A 21,166-nucleotide genomic window follows, 5' to 3' on the forward strand; every position below is an offset into this window, starting at 1 on the left:
ACGCCGACACCAGGCGCGAGCCAAACGAGCCCATTACTCCCGCCGCCTCAACCTCGAACCCCAGCCATGATCACGATTGGCGGCTGCCGTACTAGTGCCGTGACCACGAACGCGGCCGTGACCCGCTGCATCTCCTCCAACCGCGTCCGCACATCGTCAGGATCGGTCGGCAGAAGCCCGCATCAGACGATAGATGATCGAGCAGATCGCGGATCGTGCGCTCTACGCTGTCAAGTAGCCGGCTCGGCAACTGCAAAGCCCGCCGCGCATCCACGATAGCGCTCCGCGCTGCGGCCACCACCGCCCGGCTGATCTTGGTTAGCGCCCATGCCTCCTGACGGCGGACCACGTATCCAACCAGGCGGCGTCGTTAACCCGGCCGGTATGTTCGGCGGCCTGTCGTCATCAGTGTGTGGACGGCATGGCGGTCACACGACGTCTGGGCGCTCGTCGTACGTCGCCCGGTTAGCGAGTACGGCGTCCATGTGGTTCTGGGCCCACATCTTGAGGCCTCGGGGCGCCTTCCTCCTGAGCCCGGTGACTCCACGTCCCGAACCACAGTTGGTCACCGGTGTCGGACTCGGGCCAGGTCCTACGCTGCCACTGGCGAAGTTCGCGCTTGACGGAGGACTGAGGCGCGACCACGGATTGATCTGCGAACCAGGTCTGTACCTCATTGAATCGCCTTTCCAGTGCCTCTTCGGAATCGGCAGACACCAGAAACTGTCCGATGGTGTTGACCGTGGAGGTGATCCCGCTCGGGATGTTGGCTCCTAGCGGAGTTTCGATGTAGGCGTATTCGACGCCCGGCCGTGCAGCGAGATCGGCGTTTTTCGGGCATTTCAGTAGTGTGCCCGGCGGAACGGCAAGATCCGCACCACCGATGATCTCCGGGCGGATTTTTATCTGGAGGTTCGGCGGTCGTCCGATCGCACAGAGCAGGGCCGATTCGCCCAGTGAAACGCTGAATTTGGCCTGAATCTGCTCGTGAGCCAATCCTCCGCCGCGTCTTGCCGCGCATTCACCGAACCTCAAAAAGCCGGTTTGGGGATCGTGGAAAATTTCCATGTGAAAAACGCCGTCCTGCAATCGTAGAGCGTGGAGCGCTCTCTCCACCAGCGGCTCGGCGATTTCGAAAGCCCACGCCTCGCTGTCGGGCTGGAACCGGCGGCTCCAAAGCAGGTCGCTCTGCTCCACCGTGGCAAGGCAGTTCTTTCCGTACCGTCCCAGTGAGAGGAAAAGCAGTTCGCCTTCAAACATCACCCCGTCCGCGATCCATTCGTCACCGATGACGAATTCCTCGAGCATGAAGGTTCGTTGAGAGGATGACGTAAAAAAATACTCAGCACTGCGTTCGCGCAGGTCTTGCACCGAGTGCACGACCGAGGTGTGCATCGTCCCTCCTCCGGCCACCGGCTTGAGGACCGCGCGTTCGAAGGGCAGTTCTGCAAAATCCGAGACGTCGTTGATGTCTTCGATGAGCCGGAAGTCGGCGGTCGGGATGCCGGCCTCCGCAATGCGACGCTTCTGCAGCGATTTATCGCGAAAGTGCACGGTGGTTTCGGGATCGATTCCTCGGCAGCCAAGATGCTCGGCCAGCAGGCCGGCAGTGGTGAGGGCTCCCTCGTCGCTGGTTTGAACGCCGGCGTAGTTCAGCTTTGCCAATCCGGATCGGTGTAGTGCAGCAAGGACGTTCTCGGGGCTTGACTGCTCCTCCACCCGTACTGCCCGCATACATGCGGGCAGGTTCATCATGCCCTTGTCCCAGGCTTCGGATCCATAGATCACAACGGCATCAATATTGTGTTTGATGCAGGCCTGGATTACGTATTTGTCCGGACCGATTAGCAGGACAAGTGGGTTATCGTCCGAAGCCATCAGCTTAGTCCCTTCTCATACATGCTTGTGGCGGCACCCTGATGGGCGCCGCCAGTCCACGTTTTCTCTTAATTTGCTACCAGTGGAAGCCGTCAAGCAGTTCGATCATCTCGGCGTCACCAGTTTTGCGTAGCATGTCAGTCAGCGAGCCATCAGTTTTGACGCCGCGCTCCAAATCGTTTTTGATCCACGAGGGCGCGTATCCGAACAGTACAAGTCGGCGCTGTTTACAGTCGGCGTTGGTGGGGACGGTGCGATGCCAGAGGTTGCCGTGCATGATCAATGTGTCGCCCGGATTGAATGTCAGTTGAACCTCGTCCGGGTGCTTGTCGTAGGTCCCATCCAACTCCATGCGCGGATTTACATGGCTACCCGGGATGACGCAGAGCGGACCTTCATCGTCTCCGACAGAGTCCAGATAAATGAGTCCATGCACGCTGTGCGGGTAGCAGAAGAACGGCGGCATAGGATCCGGAATAACACGCATGTGAATGTGCCACGGCACGCCGGCGCCGGCCACTCCCGGCAACGCGATCCGGGCCTCCATGTCGAACGATACCTGTGGCCCGAGCAGGGCCCGCCCGATCGACAGCGTGGGCTCGAACTTGATCATGCGGTGAAACGCCTCGCTTTTTTGCAGGAGCGACCGGAAATAGAGGCCGTTCCCTTCGAGCTCCTCAGCACCTTTCTTTCCTGACTCGCCTGCCGCGATCTCCTTCAGAGCTTCGCCGAATCCTTCAATCCACTCCGCCGGGATCAGTCCGCGGCGAATAAGAAAACCATCGCGAACGAGATCGTCAAGCTCCGGCTGCGAGGCGTGCACCGATACTGGCCGCTGGGGGAAGTTCTTGGTTCGATCGTTGATTTCGAAGTTGATAGTGAACTGCCCGTTGAGCACGTCGGTCATGGCCGAGGTCCTTTCGTGTCGTTGCCGACTGCGACATCTTGCCGGTCGGTCCCTATACCTTGAATGCTGCTGTCGAGTAGCGAGCCGACCGGAACATCCAGGGGTCCGGTTGCTACGTTCAGAAGGAGGCCGGCAAACAACCGACCCCATCTGTGAGCCGTCTCGGAGCTGAATCTGCTGGGCAGATACCAGAGCTCTCCGGAAAGTCCATCAGGGCCGTCTTCAAGTACGATCTCAAATTCGCGCATGAGCCTGTGGTGCGTGGCTGAGCCGATGTCCAGAGGGCGGAATCGGAGAACATCAGTGCTGGCGCGCCAGTAGTTCTGGTACAGCAGATAGCAGTGAAAAGTGTCATTGAGCCCAAGGCCAGAGAAAGCCTTCACTGAGTGAATGATTTCGGCGAGAGGGATATCTCCGTGCTCATGGAAACCGACCAGGGCATCGTTCGTGGAAGATAGAAGACCGCTTGCCGAGTCGGTCCGCTTCACCCGCAGACGCAGTGGCAATGGGCTGACGAAGACGCCCACTGTCTCCTCGGATTCGATGGTGGGACGGCCGGCTGCAGTGGTACCGATGATTAGATCTTCCTCGCCGCCGGTCAACGAGTGCAAAAGTAGAGTGTATGCACACATCATCAAGGCGAATACGGTCGTCTGTTCGGTGACGGCGCGGTCTCTGAGTTGGCGATTGAGTTCCTGGCCGAATTTCAGCTTAAGCTTCTCGCCGCGGTCGGAAATGTCGTGACCTTGGTGGTCTGGCGGCACCCGGGTGGGCGCCGGCGCGGCGTGAAAGTGGCCTTGCCAGTATTCGATTGATCGAGCAGCAGCCGGCGACCGGAGGTAGTCGAGTCGTTCCCGAGCATGATTAATGTACTGCGGGGCCTCGCCGCTGAGTTCGCTATGCAGCGCCAGAGCGACGTCCCGCATGAAGATGCTTGAAGACCACCCGTCAAACACCACATGGTGGGCGTGCAGCAGCATGACCTGCCGAGTCGGGGCCATCGCGACCACGGTCACCTCGAAGGGCGGCACTGCCTGCACGTCGAACCAGCGTAGGGCGATATCGCGGGCAAGCTGTGCGAGGCGTGTGTCCCGCTCGGCGTGAGGGAACGAAGACAGGTCCACTACATTTACGGACTGCATTTCGCCAATTTCCTGCAGCCACCCGCCGGCGTTCTTCCTGAATTTTGTTCGGAGTCCGGAATGGCGGCGGATCACCTGCTCGACCGCCTTAGCCAAACCAGGGGCCCCACCGTTCCATTCGACTTCCAACGCGAGATCGATCCCACCATATCGTTCGTCGAGCAGATCCAGCCAGCGACGCTGAATTGCGGTAGTAGGGTGCGCCGCCTCCTCGATGTTCTCGGGCTCGACGGCCAGAGAACGATCGGTTGATGCGGTCGGCGCCTGCCCGGCATAACGCTCGACGAGTGCTACGAGCCCGTTGACCGTCAAAGCGCGGAATGCCTCACCCAGTGGGATTTTCGCCCCGGCCGCGTGGTGCAGGCGCGTGACGATCTGCAGAACGGCAAGGGATTCGACGCCGCTGTTCCGAAAGTCGTGATCACCGTCCTCCGGCACCGTGCCCAGAGTCTCGAGCAGCACGGCCTTGACGGCTTCGGCCGGAGTAAGCCGTTGTTCGTGTGCCACCGACTGTTCGTGTGCCTGCGGTGTGACGCCGTCCAGATCGGAGCGGACGTCGATGATCCGTTCCGCCAAATCTCCCGTTGACACCGTGACAACTGGCCCTCGCGCCGCGAGCAGCCTGCGGAATACTTCGTGCCCGTCATCCGGTGTCAACGCATATTTGCCAGGGCCAACCGCATCCGGGGCGATGATGTCGCTCCATGCATCCCAGCCGACGGCAATCCACCGCCGGTCTCCTGCTGCATGTCTTGTACGAGCGAACTGTTCCAGGCTGTGGTTTGCCGCCGCATAAGGCCCGAACCGTATTCCGCCCAGTACAACGGACAGGCTTGAACAAAGAAGTACGAAATCAGCATCGTCTTCCGTGAGTGCGTCGGCGATATTTGCGCAGCCGAGCACTTTTGCCGCCGATATTGTTTCGACCACCTCGGGAGTGGCCTCTTCGCAGAGGACGAATTCCTTGCGGTCGGTAAAGCCGGCGGCATGGATGACGCCGGCGATTCGTCCGTACTGGGCGCGAAGGGCCTTGAAGGCGTCACTCACCTGACTCGGCTGCGTAACGTCGACGGACCGGTACGCCGCAGTCGAACCGAGCCGTTCGAGAGTGGTCGCGAGAGCGCCGAACTCGTGGTGCTGCATGTCTAGCGGCCGGCGCCCGAGCAGTACGATCTTGGCGGTCACCTCGCGCGCGATTGCGATGGCGAGCGCCTGTCCCACAGGGCCGAGGCCGCCGGTTATCACATAGCAGCCATGTGGACGCAGGGTTCGCGCTCGCCAGTCCGGCCACGCGCGTTCGAAGACGAGGTCGTGCGGACCGTCCGGGCCGATGCTTAGAATCGTCGGCTGGTGGTCTTCGTTGAGCGCAGCGACTATACGGGGTGCTGTCTCGGGCGGTGGACCATCCAATAGAACTACGTGGCAACTTATGCCGGGGAATTCCTGGGGCAGGACACGCGCCGCCGCCACCGCGAGGTCGAGCGTGGAAAGTCGACCGGAGCTCGGCTCCGCACACGGAGTTAGCAACCAAATGTGGCCGCCGCGGTGCTCGGAGGTCAGTCGGCGCGCCGTCTTCGATGCGTCGATCAGAAGGTTCGAGTCCGATCCACCGATCCACCACAGGACATCGACAGCGCCGCTCCTGTCTGCCGCGTGCGGCATGCCTTCCTCGATATCCAGACCCGTCGCCTCGCCGATGGCTGCACGAAGTACTTCGTTCCCACCGATCCAGGCAATGTCTCTTTTCCGCGTTCTCTGGGCTGACGCAGGCGACGGGCTGAACCGGGGCTCGTACAACCATGCGGCCGGATCGCTCTGGCGCACCGCTGATCTGCTGGCCGACGTCGATGCCGCGGCGACTCTCGGAGATCCCCAGCGCCGTGTGTGATCAAAGGGAGTCAACGGCAGCCGCGACCGAGGTGCCGCACGCATCAGGTGTCCAAGGTCGACGTTTGCCCCTTTTGACCACAGCATCCCGGCGGCTCGGAGTGCCGCTGAGCGCTGTGCCGCCTGGCTTGCTACGTCGGCAGTGCTTGGCAGGACGTCGCCCACTTCGGCGCCGATCTCTTGTGCGATCATGCGGTTCAATCCGCTGTCGGGCCCCATGGTGATGACCACGGCGCCGGGTAGTCTTCCGACCAGTTCAATCTGGTCGGCGAACCGGACCTGTGACAGCAGATGATCCCGCCAGTAATCTGGAGTCGAGATTCTCTGGTCGATCCAGTGCCCGGTGATGTTCGACAGCATCCTCAGCCGCGGCACCGACATCGGTAGCTCGGCGGCGAAGGCAAAAAGGCCTTCGGCGGCTGTTGCCATGGCGGGACTGTGCGACGAAATATGGATCGGCAACCGTTTCACCCAGGTGCCTTGAGCAGCGAGTGTGGTGGCGAATTCGGTGATCTGGCTGGTCGGCCCGGTCACGGTGGTGAGATGCGCGCCGTTGATCGCGCTGATCGTGATGCCGTCAGGAAGCGATTCGACCAACTGCGCTGCACCGATAGCTACGCTGAGGTTGGCGCCTGGTTGAGTATCCCGCATGAGCTGCGCACGCCGGACGACCAATTTCAGTGCGGCTTCGGTGGTTAATACCCCCGCGCACGCCGCGGCTGCGACTTCACCGAGGCTGTGCCCCAGAACCACGTCGGGGACTATCCCCCAGCTGGCCCAGAGCTTGGCCAGGGCGAGCTCAACTGCGACCATGGCCGGCTGGAACCGGCTGACATCGCTGAAAACCTCGACCCGCTGTTCGGGATCGCCGAACAGGTCAGCATGCAGGTCGCCGCCGGTGAGTCCGTGAAGGATCTCGGCGTGGTGATCGATGGCTCGCCGGTAGACCGGTTCGGTTTCATACAGTGCGGGTAGTCCATCGACGGTGACGGCGCCCTGGCCAGGGAAGGCGAAGACGATGGTCTGCTGCTGTGCCGGCGGTCTGCGGGCCGGCCGCGACAATCGCCGGAGTTCAGCGACGGCCTCTGCGGTATTGCTCGCGACCACGAACGCTCGCAGTTCGCGGGCGCGACGCCCGGTGAGCAGGGTGTTGGCAATTCCGGCCAGATCCTCGTCGCCATGATCATCAAGGTAGTCGGCCAACGCGGCCGCCTGACGCACGACGGCATCTGGAGTGGTGCCGCTGACTGACAGCAATACCGGTTCCGAGTCCTGTCCGGTTACCTTCACCTGGCCGACAGTTGGTGGCGCCTCTTCAAGGACCACATGAACGTTGGTTCCGCCGACTCCGAATGCGCTGATGCCGGCTCGCCGAGGCCGCTGGCCGACCGGCCACTGCGTCGCCTCGATCGGCACTTCGAAGCCCGCCTCGGCCAGTTTGAGTTCGGGGTTCGGCTTGCGGAATCCCGCCATCGGCGGGATGGTTCGATGCTGCAGTGCGAGGACCGCTCTGATCAATCCCGCTACTCCTGCCGCCCGATCGAGGTGGCCGCAGTTGGCCTTCAACGAGCCCAGCGCGCACGCCGCGCCGCGGTATCCATCGACTTCGAAACCGCGGCGCAAACCCTCGATCTCGATGGCGTCTCCCAGCAACGTGGCTGTGCCGTGGGTCTCGACGTAGCCGATGGACCCGGCCTTGACCCCCGAAACGGCATGCGCGGTAGCGATGACCTCGGCCTGTCCCTCGGCCGAGGGAGCCATGAAGCCGAGCTTTGTCCCGCCGTCGTTGTTGGCCGCGGTCCCGAGAATGACGGCCCGAACACGGTCGCCGTCCCGTTCCGCGTCTTCCAGGCGTTTGAGCACGACAGCACCTGCGCCGGCGCCCGGCACCGTCCCGTCGGCGTCCAGATCGAACGGGCGGCAACTGCCGCTCGGTGAGGTGATCATGCCGGTCTCCAGCTGGTACCCCTCGTCTTGTACGGGCGGTACGGAGACCCCACCGGCGAGTACAAGGTCTGCTTGACCACTGAGCAGGCTCTGACAAGCCAGGTGGACGGCGGTCAGCGATGACGAGCACGCCGTCTCAACAGTGATGCTTTCCCCTCGAAGGCCGAGGCGGTAGGCGAGTCTCATCGCCGTGAAACCGGCTTCTCCGGCCAACTGCCTTTCGTACTGCTCGGATAGCGAGGCCCCGCCGTTCTCGTACCGATGAGGCGCACACGCCGCGTATACGGCGACGTTGTCCGTCCGCGTGTAGTCGATGGCTGCGTCCTCGAAGGCGTGATGAGCAACCTCGAGTAGAAGGCGTTGCTGAGGGTCGAGGAGCTTGGCCTCCCGCTCGGGAACGCCGAAATATTCCGCGTCGAAACACTCGACATCCTCGACGATTCCGCGTATTGCAACGTAGCCCTCACGCCGGTCCGTCAGCTTGGTCAGGCCAATGCTGCCGCGGACCGACAACTCCCACAGCTCATCAATCCCGGCGGCCCCGGGAAACCGGCCGGCCATGCCGACGACGGCGATATGGTCGCCGCCCATGTTTGTCGGGACTTCGGTGATCACGACCGCAACCTCCTACGCATCTGGGCACGTCTCTCGGCAGTGGCAGCAAGCCGCGAGGTGCTGTCCTGTGTGGTCAGAAAGCGGGCGAGTTCCGCGATGCTCGGATGAGACATGACGTCCACGACCCGCAGCTCGTTTCGCCAGAGATGCCTCAGCCGCTCGGTGAGCAGCACCAGTAGCTTGGAGTCACCGCCGAGATCGAAGAAGTTGTCGTGGATGCTGATCTGGTTCAATCCGAGAAGTTCGCGCCACAAAATGGCCAGCTTCTGCTGGGTGTCGTTGACAGGTGCGACGGCGGGCGTGGCGGTGGGGCGCGAGCTGTTTTCTTCTGCGGCGGTGAGCAGCGCCCTGCGGTCCACCTTGCCGTTGGCGGTTACCGGGAAGGCGTCCAGAATGGTGACCCGTGCCGGGACCAGATAGCCCGGCAGCAGTTCGGAGAGTTCGTGTCTTACCTCCTCCTCGGTGGTCTTGCCCTCGACGAACCCGTGTAAGCGTGGTCCACCGGAGCTGGGTACAGCCATGGCAGCTGCCGCATGCACACCGGTACAACCGAGAAGCGCTGTCTCCACCTCGCCTAGCTCGATCCGGAAGCCCCTGATCTTGATCTGGTCGTCGCGGCGACCAACGAATTCCAGCACCCCCTCGGGACGCCATCGCCCAAGATCGCCGGTTCGGTACCAGCGTTCGCCATTCGGGCTGACCACGAATCGCTGAGCTGTTAGTTCGCGATCTCCGAGATAGCCGCGGGCCAGGCCCGCACCGCCGACGACGATTTCGCCTATCACCCCGACGGGAACCTCTCGTAGACCGTGGTCCACCACGTGGGCAGTGGAGTTCGCGACCGGTCGCCCGATCGGAAACCTTTGACCCGGCTCCAACGGTTCGAGCAGGCGATGGCAGCATGAGAACGTGGTGTTCTCGGTCGGGCCATATCCGTTGACCAGAACCCGATGGTCGAGCACCTCGGAAGCCTGCTGGATGAGGGCGCCCGGTACTGCCTCGCCGCCGATTAGGATCGTCCGCATGTTCTGCAGATCAGCGGGCCGAGTCTCGATCATGGAGCGGAAGACCGAGACGTTGAAGAATCCCGCGGTGACCCCGGCACGCCCGATGGTGCGAGCCAGTTCTCGGGGATCGTAGACGGCCGCATCGTCCGGAACGACGAGCTTTCCGCCGTTCAGCAGTGGTCCCCACACCTCCAGCGTGGCGGCGTCGAAGGCCAGGTTCGAGGCCAGGATGAACGTGTCGTCTTCCGTGAAGCGGGCGAAGTTCTGCGCGCGCACCAGTCTCACGATTGACCGATCGGTGATCTCGGTGCCTTTCGGCGTCCCGGTCGATCCCGAGGTGAACATGATGTAAGCCCGTGAGTCTGCGGTTCTCGCCGGCGGATTCGCTGGTTCGCTTCCGGAGGACCCTGGGTCGATCACCGTTACGCCTGGTGGCAGCAGATGGGCGATACTAGCGCTAGCTATCGCGGTATTGACGCCGGCGTGCTCGCAGATGAGACGCAGCCGTGCGGCCGGGTTGCGTGAGTCGATCGGCACATAGGATCCACCGGCCTGTATGACAGCGAGCACGCCTACGACGAACTCGACTGACCGGTCCGTGAGAACGAGGATGGGTTCTTCGGAACGAGTCACGTGCTCGTGCAAAGCCCCGGCTAGTTGCTGGGCCCGTCTCGCCAGCTCACCGTAGGTCACGGTGCCTGTCTCGGTTACGAGCGCAATATTTGAGGGTGTTCGGTTCGCCTGCTCGTCGAAGAGCTCACTGACGCTGGCGTCGGCGGGGAATGGTGTCCGGGTTTCGTTGGCGGCGTCGATGACTGCCCGGTCGGCTGCCGAGAGTAGGTCGACTTTCGTCACGGAGGCCGTTGAGACGTCATCTCCGATTTCAAGTAGGCGCTCCAGTGCGGAGCCCAACCCCTTGATTGTCATCGTCTCAAAGAGATCACTATCGTATTCCCAGGTCAGCTCCAGCTCACCGTGACGCTCGAGGACGAACAGGCTCAACTCGTACTTGGCGGTGCCGGCCACGACAGGACAGTCCTCGATGGCGATCGGGCCGGCTACGACGGGCAGTCCCGAATCGACCTGCTGTGCGACGACGAACCGTGTGACGGCCCGGGCGAAATCCATGCGCTGCGCTCCCGACCCGGGGAGCATGTCTTCGAAGGGAAGTGAGCCATGCTGAACGGCCTCTCGGAGGCGCTGAGACGTTTCCCTGATCAGGGCATTGAACTCGTGGTCCGCCGCGACCTGAAATCTGATCGGCAAAAGATTGACGAAATAGCCGACCGATTGAGCGTATGCCGGGCGTAGGCGGTCGACCGCGGCCGGTATAGAAATTACGAAGTCGGCTTGTCCGCTGTACCTGTGCCCCAGGGCCCCGGCCGCGGCCAGCACCACGGCGAACGGGGTGGTGCGGCACCGGGCCGACCTGGTGAAGATCTCGGTGGTTGCCCGGTCGCTGAGCCGCTGTACGAAGGAGTGGCCTATGCCGGTACGTTGTGGCTTGCGGGCTCGGTCGGTGGGGAGTTCGAGAGCACTTGGAACTGGACAGAACTCACTGTCCCAATAGGCGCGGTCTTTCGGATCGACTTCGGCCCGCCCCGTAGGCGCGGAGGGGCTGGGCAGGATCTGCTCGTCGGACAGCGCGCGGCCTAGGTCGCGAAACAGAACGGGAAGGGAGTACCCGTCCACGATGATGTGATGGCAGACCAGCAATGCAACGCTGCTGCCGTCGGGGAGGTGATGGACTTCAGCACGCCACGGGTGGCCATGGAGGGCTACCACTTCGCGGGCCAGCCGCTCATAGGCCCTCGTCAGATACTCGCTGAGGGCGGGTCCGTCTGAGCAAGCTGCGAGGTTGATGGCGACCGCGGGAGGAAGGGTGGACCTGTTTCGCGATGGCCCGTGTGGTCCGGCAGTGAACTCTTGCGAGAAGACATCATGGGCCGCGAGTACCCTACGAACCGCTGCGGCGAGCTGATGCGCCTGCAGCGGACCGCGCACCCGGACCGCGATCGGTATCGCGAACGAATGGTTGCCCGGATCGAGCTGCTGAAGGTTCCACAGGCCCTGCTGTCCGGGGGACAGCGAATCGTCGTCTGCTTCCTTGCGGGCCGGCAGCGCAGCCGACGGTTGCCGGAGCGCCGAAGCATCCAGTGCTTCGGCCATGGCCGCGATGGTCTGACATCGCAGCAACGAACTCGGCCGGATGGCGGTGCCAAGAGTTTCTATAATTCGGTTGACCAGAACCATGGCAAGGCGGGAGTCGCCGCCGAGGTCCAAGAATTGTTCGTCGATGCCGATGCGCTCGAGATCTAGGACATCGAGCCACAGCCGCGACACCGCCTGCTGGGTGCCTGTCAACGAGCGGTGTTCGTCGACTTCTGAGCCGCTCATCCGTCGCGGCAGCGCCAGCAGCGCGGCGCGGTCAATCTTGGCGTGTGCTGTCAGAGGAAACGCGTCCACAATGGTGATCCAGCCAGGAATCATGTAGTCCGGCAGAATCATGCGTAGCCGGTCGCGAACCACCGCCGGGTCGGCCGTGCCTTCCGCGAAGGCGAGCAGGCGTAGCCCGGCCGGGCCCTGTACGGCTTCGACGATCGATGCTCCGATGCCGTCGCAGGAACTCAGGGCCGTTTCGACCTCGCCCAGTTCGATGCGGAAGCCGCGGATCTTGACTTGGTGATCGCGGCGTCCGGCGAACTCGAGGTCACCGGAGGGTAGCCATCGACCGAGGTCGCCGGAACGGTACCAGCGCTCTCCGACGGAGTCCTGCACGAATTTTGTGTCGTTCAGGTGAGGCGCTCCGATATAGCCACGCGCCAGCCCTACGCCACCGATTATGATCTCGCCGGTCTCGCCGACCGGTACCTCGATGAGATTCTCGTCGACGACCCGCACCGACCAGCCGACGAGCGGTTTGCCGATAGGGGTACGCCGGTCGGGATCGATTGCCTCGGTGAACACATGAAAGGTCGAGCATACGGTCGCCTCTGTGGGCCCGTAGGCGTTGACGATCGTGAGGTTCGGAGCCACTCGGCCAAGCGCGGCCAGCGTGCCCTGCCGGATAGACTCGGCGCCGACCATGACACGCGCGAGATCGGCCGCACCGCCGGTTGCACGAAGCTCACCGACCAAGAAATCGAGTCCGACCGGAGGCAGGTATGCGGTATTAATTCGCCGGTCGATAAGTTCGGCCGCGAGCGCTTGCGGATCCGCTGCGATCTTGGTGGGCAGGACGTGGACCGTTCCTCCGGAGCACAGGGCAGTGAATACCTCGAATATCGAGGCGTCGAACGAGAACGAGCAGACGGTCGAGGAAACTACCCGATCTGGAGCCGGTGCTACCGCATCGAATCCGTCAACGAGAGCACAGACTGAACGCTGCTCGATGGCGACCAGCTTTGGCTCACCGGTCGACCCCGATGTGAACAGGGCGTACGCCAATGCATTCGGGGCGCTGCGCAGATGGGCTGTCGACAATAAATTTGCGACCTCGGAAGCCGCCACGGTTCGAGTGTCGATCTGTGGGGTGACCGTGGTCGCCCCCAAGCCGTCGAAGACGTTTTCGGAGGTCGGGCCACTGACTACGACGGCGAGATTCGCCTGGTCGACGAGCCGGTTCAGTCGATCTTGCGGCAGAGCAGGATCCAACGGAACGAAGCAGCCGCCGGCCATCATGATTCCCAGGGCCCCGGCTACGTAGAACTCATCGCGGGATGCGCACAAGCCAACAAGGCGGTCGGCCGCCTGGTCCAGTGAGCCGGCCACTGAATGCGCAAGGCCCAGCAGCCTTCCGTACGTGATTTCACGATCCCCAACGACGACAGCGACCGATGTGAGGTCGGCGGCGGCGGTCTGCAGGATTCGTTCGACGAGCACTGCCGTTCCTGCGGATCGGCTTCTGGCGGGCAGACTGATGTTCATCACGTCCTCCGATAGTTACCCGACAGCAGTGCCGGAGCGGCCGCCTGGTCTATGTCGTCCAAGGTTCGCTGAAGCCTCAATGCGGGCATCAGCGATGCCAGCTGGTCGCGCGGACCTTGTCCCCGCCACGCTCGGATAGAAGCCTCGATGAAGGCGGCTACCTTGCCAACGCCTCTGATTTCCGCGGGTACATCCTCGTTGGTGGTTTGCATCTCATGAACGATGTTGAATCGACCCGTCGATCCGATCGAGGAGATCCGGAGCTGGTCGCAATCCCAGTGAGGGGTGTCAAACGTGAAGTCGGCCCGGAACATGCCGTGCCGCCTTGACCACAACAGACCGGTCATCTGCCGCATTCGTGCGGGCCAGGCGAAGGACGCATGCAGCATCACCGGTGTGCTGCCCGCTGTGCCGTGTACGTCGATCGAGTCGAGAATCGCGGTCCCGTGAGGACTGAAATCGCTCACGAGGCCGGCTGCGCTCTTGACTTTGAAGGGTTCGGTCCGGAAGACGTGCTCGACAAGGTCTAGCGGATGGATAAGCTCCGACAGCACGCCCATTGTTGGTCGCGTATCACCGATCCGATGCTTACCCCAGAAAGATTCGGCCCGCACGACCTGAAACGGCCCGTGATCCTCCAGCCATGAGTGAAATTCGGGCAGTATCGGACTGTATCTCTCGACGAGATTCATTGAGAGATCGTGGTGCGCCAAAGACTTCGTCACGCGTTTTTCGTCGGCTGGATCGGCTATCAACGGCTTTTCGGCCAGGACCAGCATAGGCGGGAAGTTGGCGATTGCTTCGAAGGCCGCGATGTGTGCCGATTCATTGACGGTCACGCAGACCACGGTTGGGCGAAGCTGAGTGACGGCGTCCGTGATATCGCGAAAGCTCCGAAGGCCATCGGGAAGCTTCGTCACGTCGGAGTCGCAGAAACCTACAATCTCCACCGGGACGCCTCGCCGCCCAAGGTAGTCGATGGAGGCGGCGAAACGCCGTCCCGCATATCCGTAGCCCACGACAAGGACGCGTTCGACTGGTCGGCTCATGCTGGCTGTCCATTCGGTGACATGACCGTATCCAAAAGCTCCACATGAGCTGGCATCGCCATGACATTGCGGATAGCGGCCGCGACATCGGCGGGGCTGAGATTGTCGTGCGCACCGTACAGGTCGTAGCGTTCCTGGTCATCCGGTGCACAGGCATAGAAGTTGCGCCCGAAGTCGGTGCCGTCGATGAACCCCGGCGATATCATCGAGATTCGGGTTGTCCGCCCCTTGGACCGAATCTCTTTTCGATACTCCTCGACGATCACTCGCGCGGCCATCTTCGACACTGAGTAGCAAAGATTGCCCGGAGTTCGAGAAGGTCGGTGGGCCGCCATCGAGCTGACGTGTATGAAGGTCTTAAGGTCCGCGAAATGCCGGTCAATGACGGACAGCAGGACAAGTATACCGGCCACGTTGGTAGCCAGGATGTCGGTCCAAGCATCAAGATAGTCAGAGCCGATCGGCGCATAGAACCCCACTCCGACACAGTTGACGATGTACTCGATCGTCTGGGTCTCGGCCGTTTCCAGCAGCGCGTTCTCCAAGCCGGTGAAGTCACGGATGTCGGCCGAGACCGATCTGACTCCCTGACCGAGATCAGGGGCCCTACGAGAAATCGCTGTGAGCTGATGACCGTTGTCAGCCAACTGTGCCGCAAGTGCTCGCCCGACTCCGGAAGAAGCACCCAGGATGACACCCCCGGTCAGGTTGCCGACGGCCATCAGTTCTCCTCGCCGTGATTGAGCAGAGCGGCGAATGCGTACGCGCCCAAGGACCACTCGGCGATGTCCAGCCTTTCGGTGCAGGAGTGAGCGCTGGCGAGACTGCCGGTGCCGAAGACGACCGTCGGAACCTGCAGCAACTCGTGGTAGAGCCTGGCGTCGCAACTGACATTCCAAGCCCTTCCCTCCGCGACCTCTGCTCCTGCAGCGCGGACGGCGCGGCGGAGGTCGACAGCAATCGGGCAACGCGGATCGCCGAGATATGCGCCGTTGCGTATTCCTTCGAGGCGTATCGAAGTGTGGGTGCGCAACCAGGGATCAGCGAGACCGGCCACGAGATCGTCAAGCATCCCGCGCACATCGTCCACCGAGTAGCCGGGCAGAAAGCCGAAAAATCCGTCCAGCGTGCAGCGCTGCGGTAAGGAGCCCGGCCATTCACCTCCGTTGATCACGCCAACGTTGATCTGCAGGGGGCGGTCGACCGCTTCGAATCCTGGCGCGGTGCGGGCCTCGCTGCGCAACCGCGACTCCAGTTCGCGTAGTTGCTCAACGAAGTCGATAGCGCCGGTGATAGCACTGACCCCGTCGCCGCCCATGTGGCTGGATTTACCGATGAAATCGACGGTGAAGCCGGCGCAGCCACGATGGCCGTGAAACACCTCGAGCTCCGTCGGCTCCAGCACCACCACCTCGGTCGCAGTGCTGCCATACAGGATCGAAGACAGTGCCCCGTTGCCACCGATCTCCTCCTCGCCGATCAGGTCGATCGAAACCCGATGGCCCAGACGGCGTCCGGTGTCGCGCAGGAAACGCAGGGCGGCGGCCAGCATGACGATGTTGCCTTTGGTGTCAGCGGTGCCCCGGCCGATGACCTGGCCATCGCGAACCTCAGGCTGGAAGGCCAATGGGAAATCGTGTCCGCCCGGTACAACGTCGACGTGGCCGCTGAACAACACATGACGGCCGGCGGATGGCTGCGAGTCGGTGAAATCGACACGAAGACTGCCTCGCGCCGTCGCAGGCAGGTCGCTGTACTTATTGCGATTCGCCTCTGGGCGGTCGAAGAGACGGGGGTGACGGGGGAGTGCGGTCACCGTGCCGCCCAGATCTTCGAAGTATGCGGTCAGCCAGTCGAAAGCCGCGGATTCGTTCGGAGAAGCGGTGTCAATCGAAACCAAGCTCATGATGTCGGCCAGAAGCGAATCTCGATTCGCAGTAAGCCACTGATTGAATTCGGTGCCGAGCGCCGTGCCAAGGACCGTTGGAATGTCAGTGAAGGGGCTGTGCTGTGCAGGCATCTAATCCGGCCTCGGAGTGAGAGAGGTCAAAGTTGCTCGACAGAGGGCAATTTGATTCGCCCACGGCAGTCGAGAATGATCGCGGACTCTCGGGCGATCATGTCGTAGTCGACTCCGTCCTGGTCTGTGACGATGAGGACGGCGTCTGCGGCGCGACAGTCCTCGAGGGTGGGCGTCACGCATGTCAGGCCGAGGCGGTCAGCCTCGCCTGCGGCCAGCGGGTCGACGACTTGGACGGTCGCGCCGCGTTCTTGCAACAAGTCGATTAGCCGCAGCGCAGGGGAAGCCCGCACATCAGGGACGCCTGCTTTGTAGGCCAGCCCTACCAGTATCACCGTGCTGCCCGCCAGCGGAAGGCCGCTGTTGGCGAGAGCTTTGGCCATACGATCGGCCACATAGACCGGTGCGGACTCGTTGATCTCAAGAGCCGCCGATAGCATCGAGCTCGCCACTCCGGACTGCTCCAAAGCATGCGCAAGATATCTGACGTTGTTCGGCAGGCAGTGTCCGCCCACTCCTGGCCCATGATGAAATGCCATGAACCCGTAAGGTTTTGATGATGCAGCCGCGACGACTTCACGGAAGTCGATATCCGCGTTTCTGGCCGCCATCGCGAGTTCGTTGACGAAGGCGATGTTCACATAGCGGAAGGTATTTTCCAGAAGCTTGGCGAACTCTGCGACCTCGCAACTGGAGACAGCGTGGACGTGACGAAACATGGTTTCGTAGAACTTCTGAGCCCGGAGCTGGCTTTCTTCGCAGGTGCCGGCAACGAGCTTCGTTACGTCTGCCAGCGCTAGGTCGGTGCGCCCGGGGTCGACGCGCTCCGGGCTGTAGGCGAGGTATACGTCCTGCCCGGCTCGGCGTCCGGTAGCCCTCTCGAGCCGAGGTGTCACGTGCTGCCGCATGGCGCCGGGATAAATCGTTGACTCCACCGCGACAAGGGCACCTTCGGGGAAATCCGATACCCCGGCGATCGTCGAAACAGCTCCGTCTACGAACGTGAGATCGGGTGCGTCGCCCTTGGTGATCGGCGTCGGTACGGCAATTACGTAGACGTCCGCCGGAGTTGCTTCGCTGAGGTCGGCCATGGGTACGAGGCGACCGGCGTCGATGGCTCTGCCCAGCGCTTCGGATGGTACGTCAGGAATATACGACTGGCCGTTTTGCAAGGATGCGAGCCGGGCTGGGCCGGATTCCACGGCAAGCACGGTGTGCCCAGCGTTCAGTGCCATCAAGGTCAACGGCAGGCCAACATAGCCCTGACCAATGATTGCGACAATCATGTCCCCGTCCCAGGTTTTGGCTCCGCTGCCATGGTGAATGGATGCAGAGAAGCTAACTCGGAGCTATGGCTGTTGGTTCCAGTCGATCGAAGGATGCAACTCGACAGCTGCGGAGAATGGCTTGGGAGACCTCTTCTGGTGTGAATCTTATGTCACACCTCTCGATGCCGGAAGGGCATCGACGTTGGTTTTTTCAGGACTAAGAGTAAGGGCGGTCCGCTGCCCTGTCGTTTTCCCTGATCACGGACTGATTTCGGGGCTCCGCGGATGACCAAACGTATCGCAATATAGACGACCGTCTACTGACGGACGGCGGGATTGTAGCGGCAAGCATGTGTCTCGTCTGCCCCGCCCAGGGTCTTGCCTGTCCATGATAGAGTGTCGCCTCGACCGGCTTGTTCTGCTGTTTTGCCTGATCCTGGCGTCGGCTAGGCGATGTTTTGGCTATGCACAAAACTCGCCGGCGCGAGGAAGAATTGTTGCCTTGATTTGCAAGATCAGGAGTTCAGTACAATGAGCGCCGCGCTGATTGTTCCGACGATACATTTCGATAGCTGGAAACTTCGTCCGTGGATGGTGACGGACGCCGAGGCATTGACCCAAGCGTCGTCCGATCCGTACATTCCTTCCATTACTTCTGTCCCGAAGGTATGGACACGTGAGTCTGCGGAGCGCTACATCGAACGACAATGGGCGCGAGCCGAGGAAGGCGTCGGCTACTCTTTTGCTATCGCGGACGGGGAGGATGCGGCAGTCGGCAGTATTGGCTTATGGATCCGAGACGCCGATCTGGGCCGGGCGTCGATCGGATACTGGATCGTTGAATCCTCCCGAGGCGCCGGCCTGGGGACGGCGGCGTTGAAAACCCTGGCCGGATGGGCTTTCTCCGTATGCAAGATTCCCCGGATCGAGCTGTATGTCGAGCCGTGGAACGTTGCGTCGTTGCGTACTGCGCGAGCCTCCGGATTCAAGGAAGAGGGCCTAATGCGATCTTGGCAAGAGGTAGACTCAGTTCGGCGTGACATGCTGATGTACTCCCGGATCGCACCGCCGGTTCTCACCGACGATCGATCCAAGGGACTCTCGAATGGCTGAAACCAACCTACTGAAGGAATCTGATTTTCGCCGTCTTTTCTACGGTCAGATCTTCAGTCAGCTCGGTGCGCAGGGCCTTCGCCTTGTTCTGACCTTGATCGCAATTGAGGCTCTGAGGGCGTCGGAGTCGGCGGTGAGTCTCCTGGTGGCGTGCCTGGCGTTGGCCTTTCCTATAATCGGGCTTCCGGTCGGCGCGGTCGTGGACCGGCTCCGCCACCGAAGGGTGATGATTTCAAGCGACCTCGGGCGCGCTGCAGTGCTGGCGTCCATCCCGCTGGCGGCATGGCTGTGGAAGCTGACGATGACGCAAATGTATTTGGTCGCCCTTGTGGTCGGCGTCGGCACCGTGTTCTTCGACGTGAGTTACCAGAGTTATCTGCCTCGTCTGATCGGCCGAGACAAACTGCTCGAGGGCAACGCGAAACTCGAGACCGTGCGCACCGTGGCCCAAATGGGTGGGCCGTCGGTCGGTGGCTATCTCTTCCAATTGTTGCCTGCCGCACTTTCGCCGGTGGCCGTGATCGGCGGATTCGTCGGGTCGGCCGCGTGTATCGCCGCCATCCGGAAGCCCGAGCCGGTCAGAGAGAAGCGGCCGATCAAGGAAATCGGCGGCGATATCGTGGCCGGATTCCGGTTTGTGGTCACCCGTCGGCTGATGGTCCTGATAGTCGTCTGCAGCGCCATATTCAACTTCTTCATCTCGATGCACTATCCGATCTATCTGATTTTGCTGTCTCGGGACCTGCGGCTACCCGGGGCGGCGATCGGGATCCTCCTGGCCGGCTCAGGCGTCGGCGGGATCTGGGGTTCGGTTGCCGTGCGCCGACTGAGTGCCCGGCTCGGGCTCGTGCGATTGGCGGCTTACTCGGTGGCTGCTATTGCCCTGTGCATGTTTCTGCTGCCGATCGTGCAGTCTGACTGGAGGCTATCGTTGGTCGCGCTGTATCAGCTGGTCAGCGGGTTCGCAGTCGTGGCCTACAATGTTTCGACGGTCAGCTTCATGCAGGAACTCACGCCGGAGCCGATGCTCGGAAGAATGGCCGCGACCGTGCGGACGTTGATGTGGGGAACGGTTCCCATCGGCTCGTTGGTCGGAGGACTGTCGGCGGATCTGATCGGCGTGCGTCTGACCCTGCTCGTTTGTGCTGCCGGGGTCGCCTTGGCCGGGGTCTGGTTGTTCACTGCTTCGCCCAGAGCCGTTGACCCTCACGAACTGGCGACAGGGCTGCAACCAGCGGCGTAGCGAGAGTAACGGGCTATGAGTTCCCTCGTTTCGACGGGACGGTTGATCTTCCCCCGTGCCCGGCGCTCTTGAAGGAGACCTGTGCCGAGAAGCTATCCACCCGGGCTCCGCGGGAAAGTCCTCAACCTCGACGGCACGGTCAACATCTACGGGCAAACCCCGCTAACGGTGTCAGGGTGTCGTGTTCGACGGTGGTGATCCACTCTTCGAGGCGGTCGCCGTGTTTGCCGGTCATCATGATCGCGAAGGCTCGCACGTGTTTGACCAGCCGGTTCAGGTCCCGGTCGCGGTTGCGGACGTCGCGTAGTTTGGCCGTGTCGCGGGGGTCGAGGTGGTCGGGATGGGTCATGATCCATGAGGTCACCTGCCGCACTGATGGTGGTTTCGGGCCCGGGTCCGGGGCGTGGCCTCGGCCGTGGCGGAAGCGGCGCAAGTAACGCTGGACGGCCAGTTCCCCGCCCGGATAGCCCTGCTGTTTGATCTCGCGGAACAGTCCGGTGGCGTTGCGTTCTCCCTCGTTCCAGCGCTGGTGTAGGTAGGCGACGTAGTCGTCGACCACGTGTGCGCGTTGCTCGGACACGGCGGTCAACTCCGCGGCGGTGGCCGCGCGCAGGTATTTGCGCACCGTGGCATGGTGCAGGCCGAGTTTGCGGCCGATCGCCGACTTGGTCCACCCCTGGGCGGCCAGTTCATGGACGGCGGCGTGGTGCTCCCGAAGACGAGTAACGATCTTGAGGTCGGGCAGTCGCCGCCTCTGAGCGGGTGGGGTGTCGCCTGCGGGCAGTGGGGGCGGCGCGACGAGCCGAGCCCGATACGCGTTGACAGTCTTCTCGACCGCCTGGCCCAGGTTCTGCCACAGGTGGAACCGGTCCGCGACCTGCACCGCGTCCGGCGCACCTAGGCGGGCGCCTTCGCCATAACCGCCAGCGCGGTCCCGGCAGATCACCTCGACCTCGGAATGTTGGCGCAGCCAGTCGGCAAGGCTGTCACTGTCAAGCCCCGGGTTTGATGGAGAGTTGGTTAGCTGGTTTCTAGAGTTGCGGTGACCGGGTGGGTTATCGCGGGTACTGCCTCGTATTCGGCGGGTGGGACGTGGCCGAGTTCGCCGTGCAGACGGCGGTTGTTGTACCAGTCGATGTACTCGACGGTGGCGATCTCGAGTT

Annotated in this window: 12 protein-coding genes; 2 read left to right on the forward strand and 10 right to left on the reverse strand. The window is 62.3% G+C overall.

The annotated features are described in order from the left end of the window. Nucleotides 1-465 precede the first annotated feature (465 nt). From ACIA5C_RS48145 to ACIA5C_RS48180, 8 genes are all read right to left on the reverse strand, one after another. Nucleotides 466-1,878: an acetyl-CoA carboxylase biotin carboxylase subunit family protein gene (locus ACIA5C_RS48145; RefSeq protein ID WP_396068037.1), complete on the reverse strand. Its 1,413-nt coding sequence runs from the start codon at nt 1,876-1,878 to the stop codon at nt 466-468. Between the two features lie 76 nt (nt 1,879-1,954). Continuing rightward, entirely contained in the window at nt 1,955-2,785 is an 831-nt protein-coding gene (locus tag ACIA5C_RS48150; RefSeq protein WP_396068039.1) for a phytanoyl-CoA dioxygenase family protein, read from the reverse strand. Further along, complete coding sequence (locus ACIA5C_RS48155; protein ID WP_396068041.1) at nt 2,782-8,376, reverse strand: SDR family NAD(P)-dependent oxidoreductase; 5,595 nt, start codon at nt 8,374-8,376, stop codon at nt 2,782-2,784. The genes ACIA5C_RS48150 and ACIA5C_RS48155 overlap by 4 nt, the downstream gene beginning before the upstream one ends. Beyond that, a complete protein-coding gene (locus tag ACIA5C_RS48160) occupies nt 8,373-13,310 on the reverse strand; it encodes an amino acid adenylation domain-containing protein (protein WP_396068043.1) in 4,938 nt (1,645 codons plus the stop codon). The genes ACIA5C_RS48155 and ACIA5C_RS48160 overlap by 4 nt, the downstream gene beginning before the upstream one ends. Next, nucleotides 13,310-14,359, reverse strand: coding sequence for a Gfo/Idh/MocA family oxidoreductase (locus ACIA5C_RS48165; RefSeq protein ID WP_396068045.1), 1,050 nt, complete (start codon nt 14,357-14,359; stop codon nt 13,310-13,312). The genes ACIA5C_RS48160 and ACIA5C_RS48165 overlap by 1 nt, the downstream gene beginning before the upstream one ends. Next, nucleotides 14,356-15,081 carry an SDR family oxidoreductase gene (locus tag ACIA5C_RS48170; protein ID WP_396068047.1) on the reverse strand — a complete coding sequence of 242 codons (726 nt, stop codon included), beginning with the start codon at nt 15,079-15,081 and terminating at the stop codon, nt 14,356-14,358. Before ACIA5C_RS48170 ends, ACIA5C_RS48165 begins: the two co-directional genes overlap by 4 nt. Continuing rightward, complete coding sequence (locus ACIA5C_RS48175; protein WP_396068049.1) at nt 15,081-16,379, reverse strand: M20 family metallopeptidase; 1,299 nt, start codon at nt 16,377-16,379, stop codon at nt 15,081-15,083. Before ACIA5C_RS48175 ends, ACIA5C_RS48170 begins: the two co-directional genes overlap by 1 nt. A 26-nt stretch (nt 16,380-16,405) precedes the next feature. Further along, nucleotides 16,406-17,665 (reverse strand): nucleotide sugar dehydrogenase, encoded by a 1,260-nt coding sequence (locus ACIA5C_RS48180; RefSeq protein ID WP_396068051.1) that lies wholly within the window; start codon nt 17,663-17,665, stop codon nt 16,406-16,408. Between the two features lie 513 nt (nt 17,666-18,178). Between ACIA5C_RS48180 and ACIA5C_RS48185 the strand changes: the two genes are divergently transcribed. Next, nucleotides 18,179-18,760 (forward strand): GNAT family N-acetyltransferase, encoded by a 582-nt coding sequence (locus ACIA5C_RS48185; RefSeq protein ID WP_396068053.1) that lies wholly within the window; start codon nt 18,179-18,181, stop codon nt 18,758-18,760. Next, entirely contained in the window at nt 18,753-20,003 is a 1,251-nt protein-coding gene (locus ACIA5C_RS48190) for an MFS transporter (protein WP_396068055.1), read from the forward strand. Before ACIA5C_RS48185 ends, ACIA5C_RS48190 begins: the two co-directional genes overlap by 8 nt. A 139-nt stretch (nt 20,004-20,142) precedes the next feature. Here ACIA5C_RS48190 and ACIA5C_RS48195 read toward each other — a convergent pair whose 3' ends face one another. Beyond that, nucleotides 20,143-21,081: a transposase gene (locus ACIA5C_RS48195; protein ID WP_396068057.1), complete on the reverse strand. Its 939-nt coding sequence runs from the start codon at nt 21,079-21,081 to the stop codon at nt 20,143-20,145. After that, entirely contained in the window at nt 21,024-21,158 is a 135-nt protein-coding gene (locus tag ACIA5C_RS48200) for an IS3 family transposase (protein WP_396068059.1), read from the reverse strand. Before ACIA5C_RS48200 ends, ACIA5C_RS48195 begins: the two co-directional genes overlap by 58 nt. Between the last annotated feature and the right edge of the window lie 8 nt (nt 21,159-21,166).

This window comes from Actinoplanes sp. NPDC051343, assembly GCF_044455125.1.
GTDB lineage: Bacteria > Actinomycetota > Actinomycetes > Mycobacteriales > Micromonosporaceae > Actinoplanes.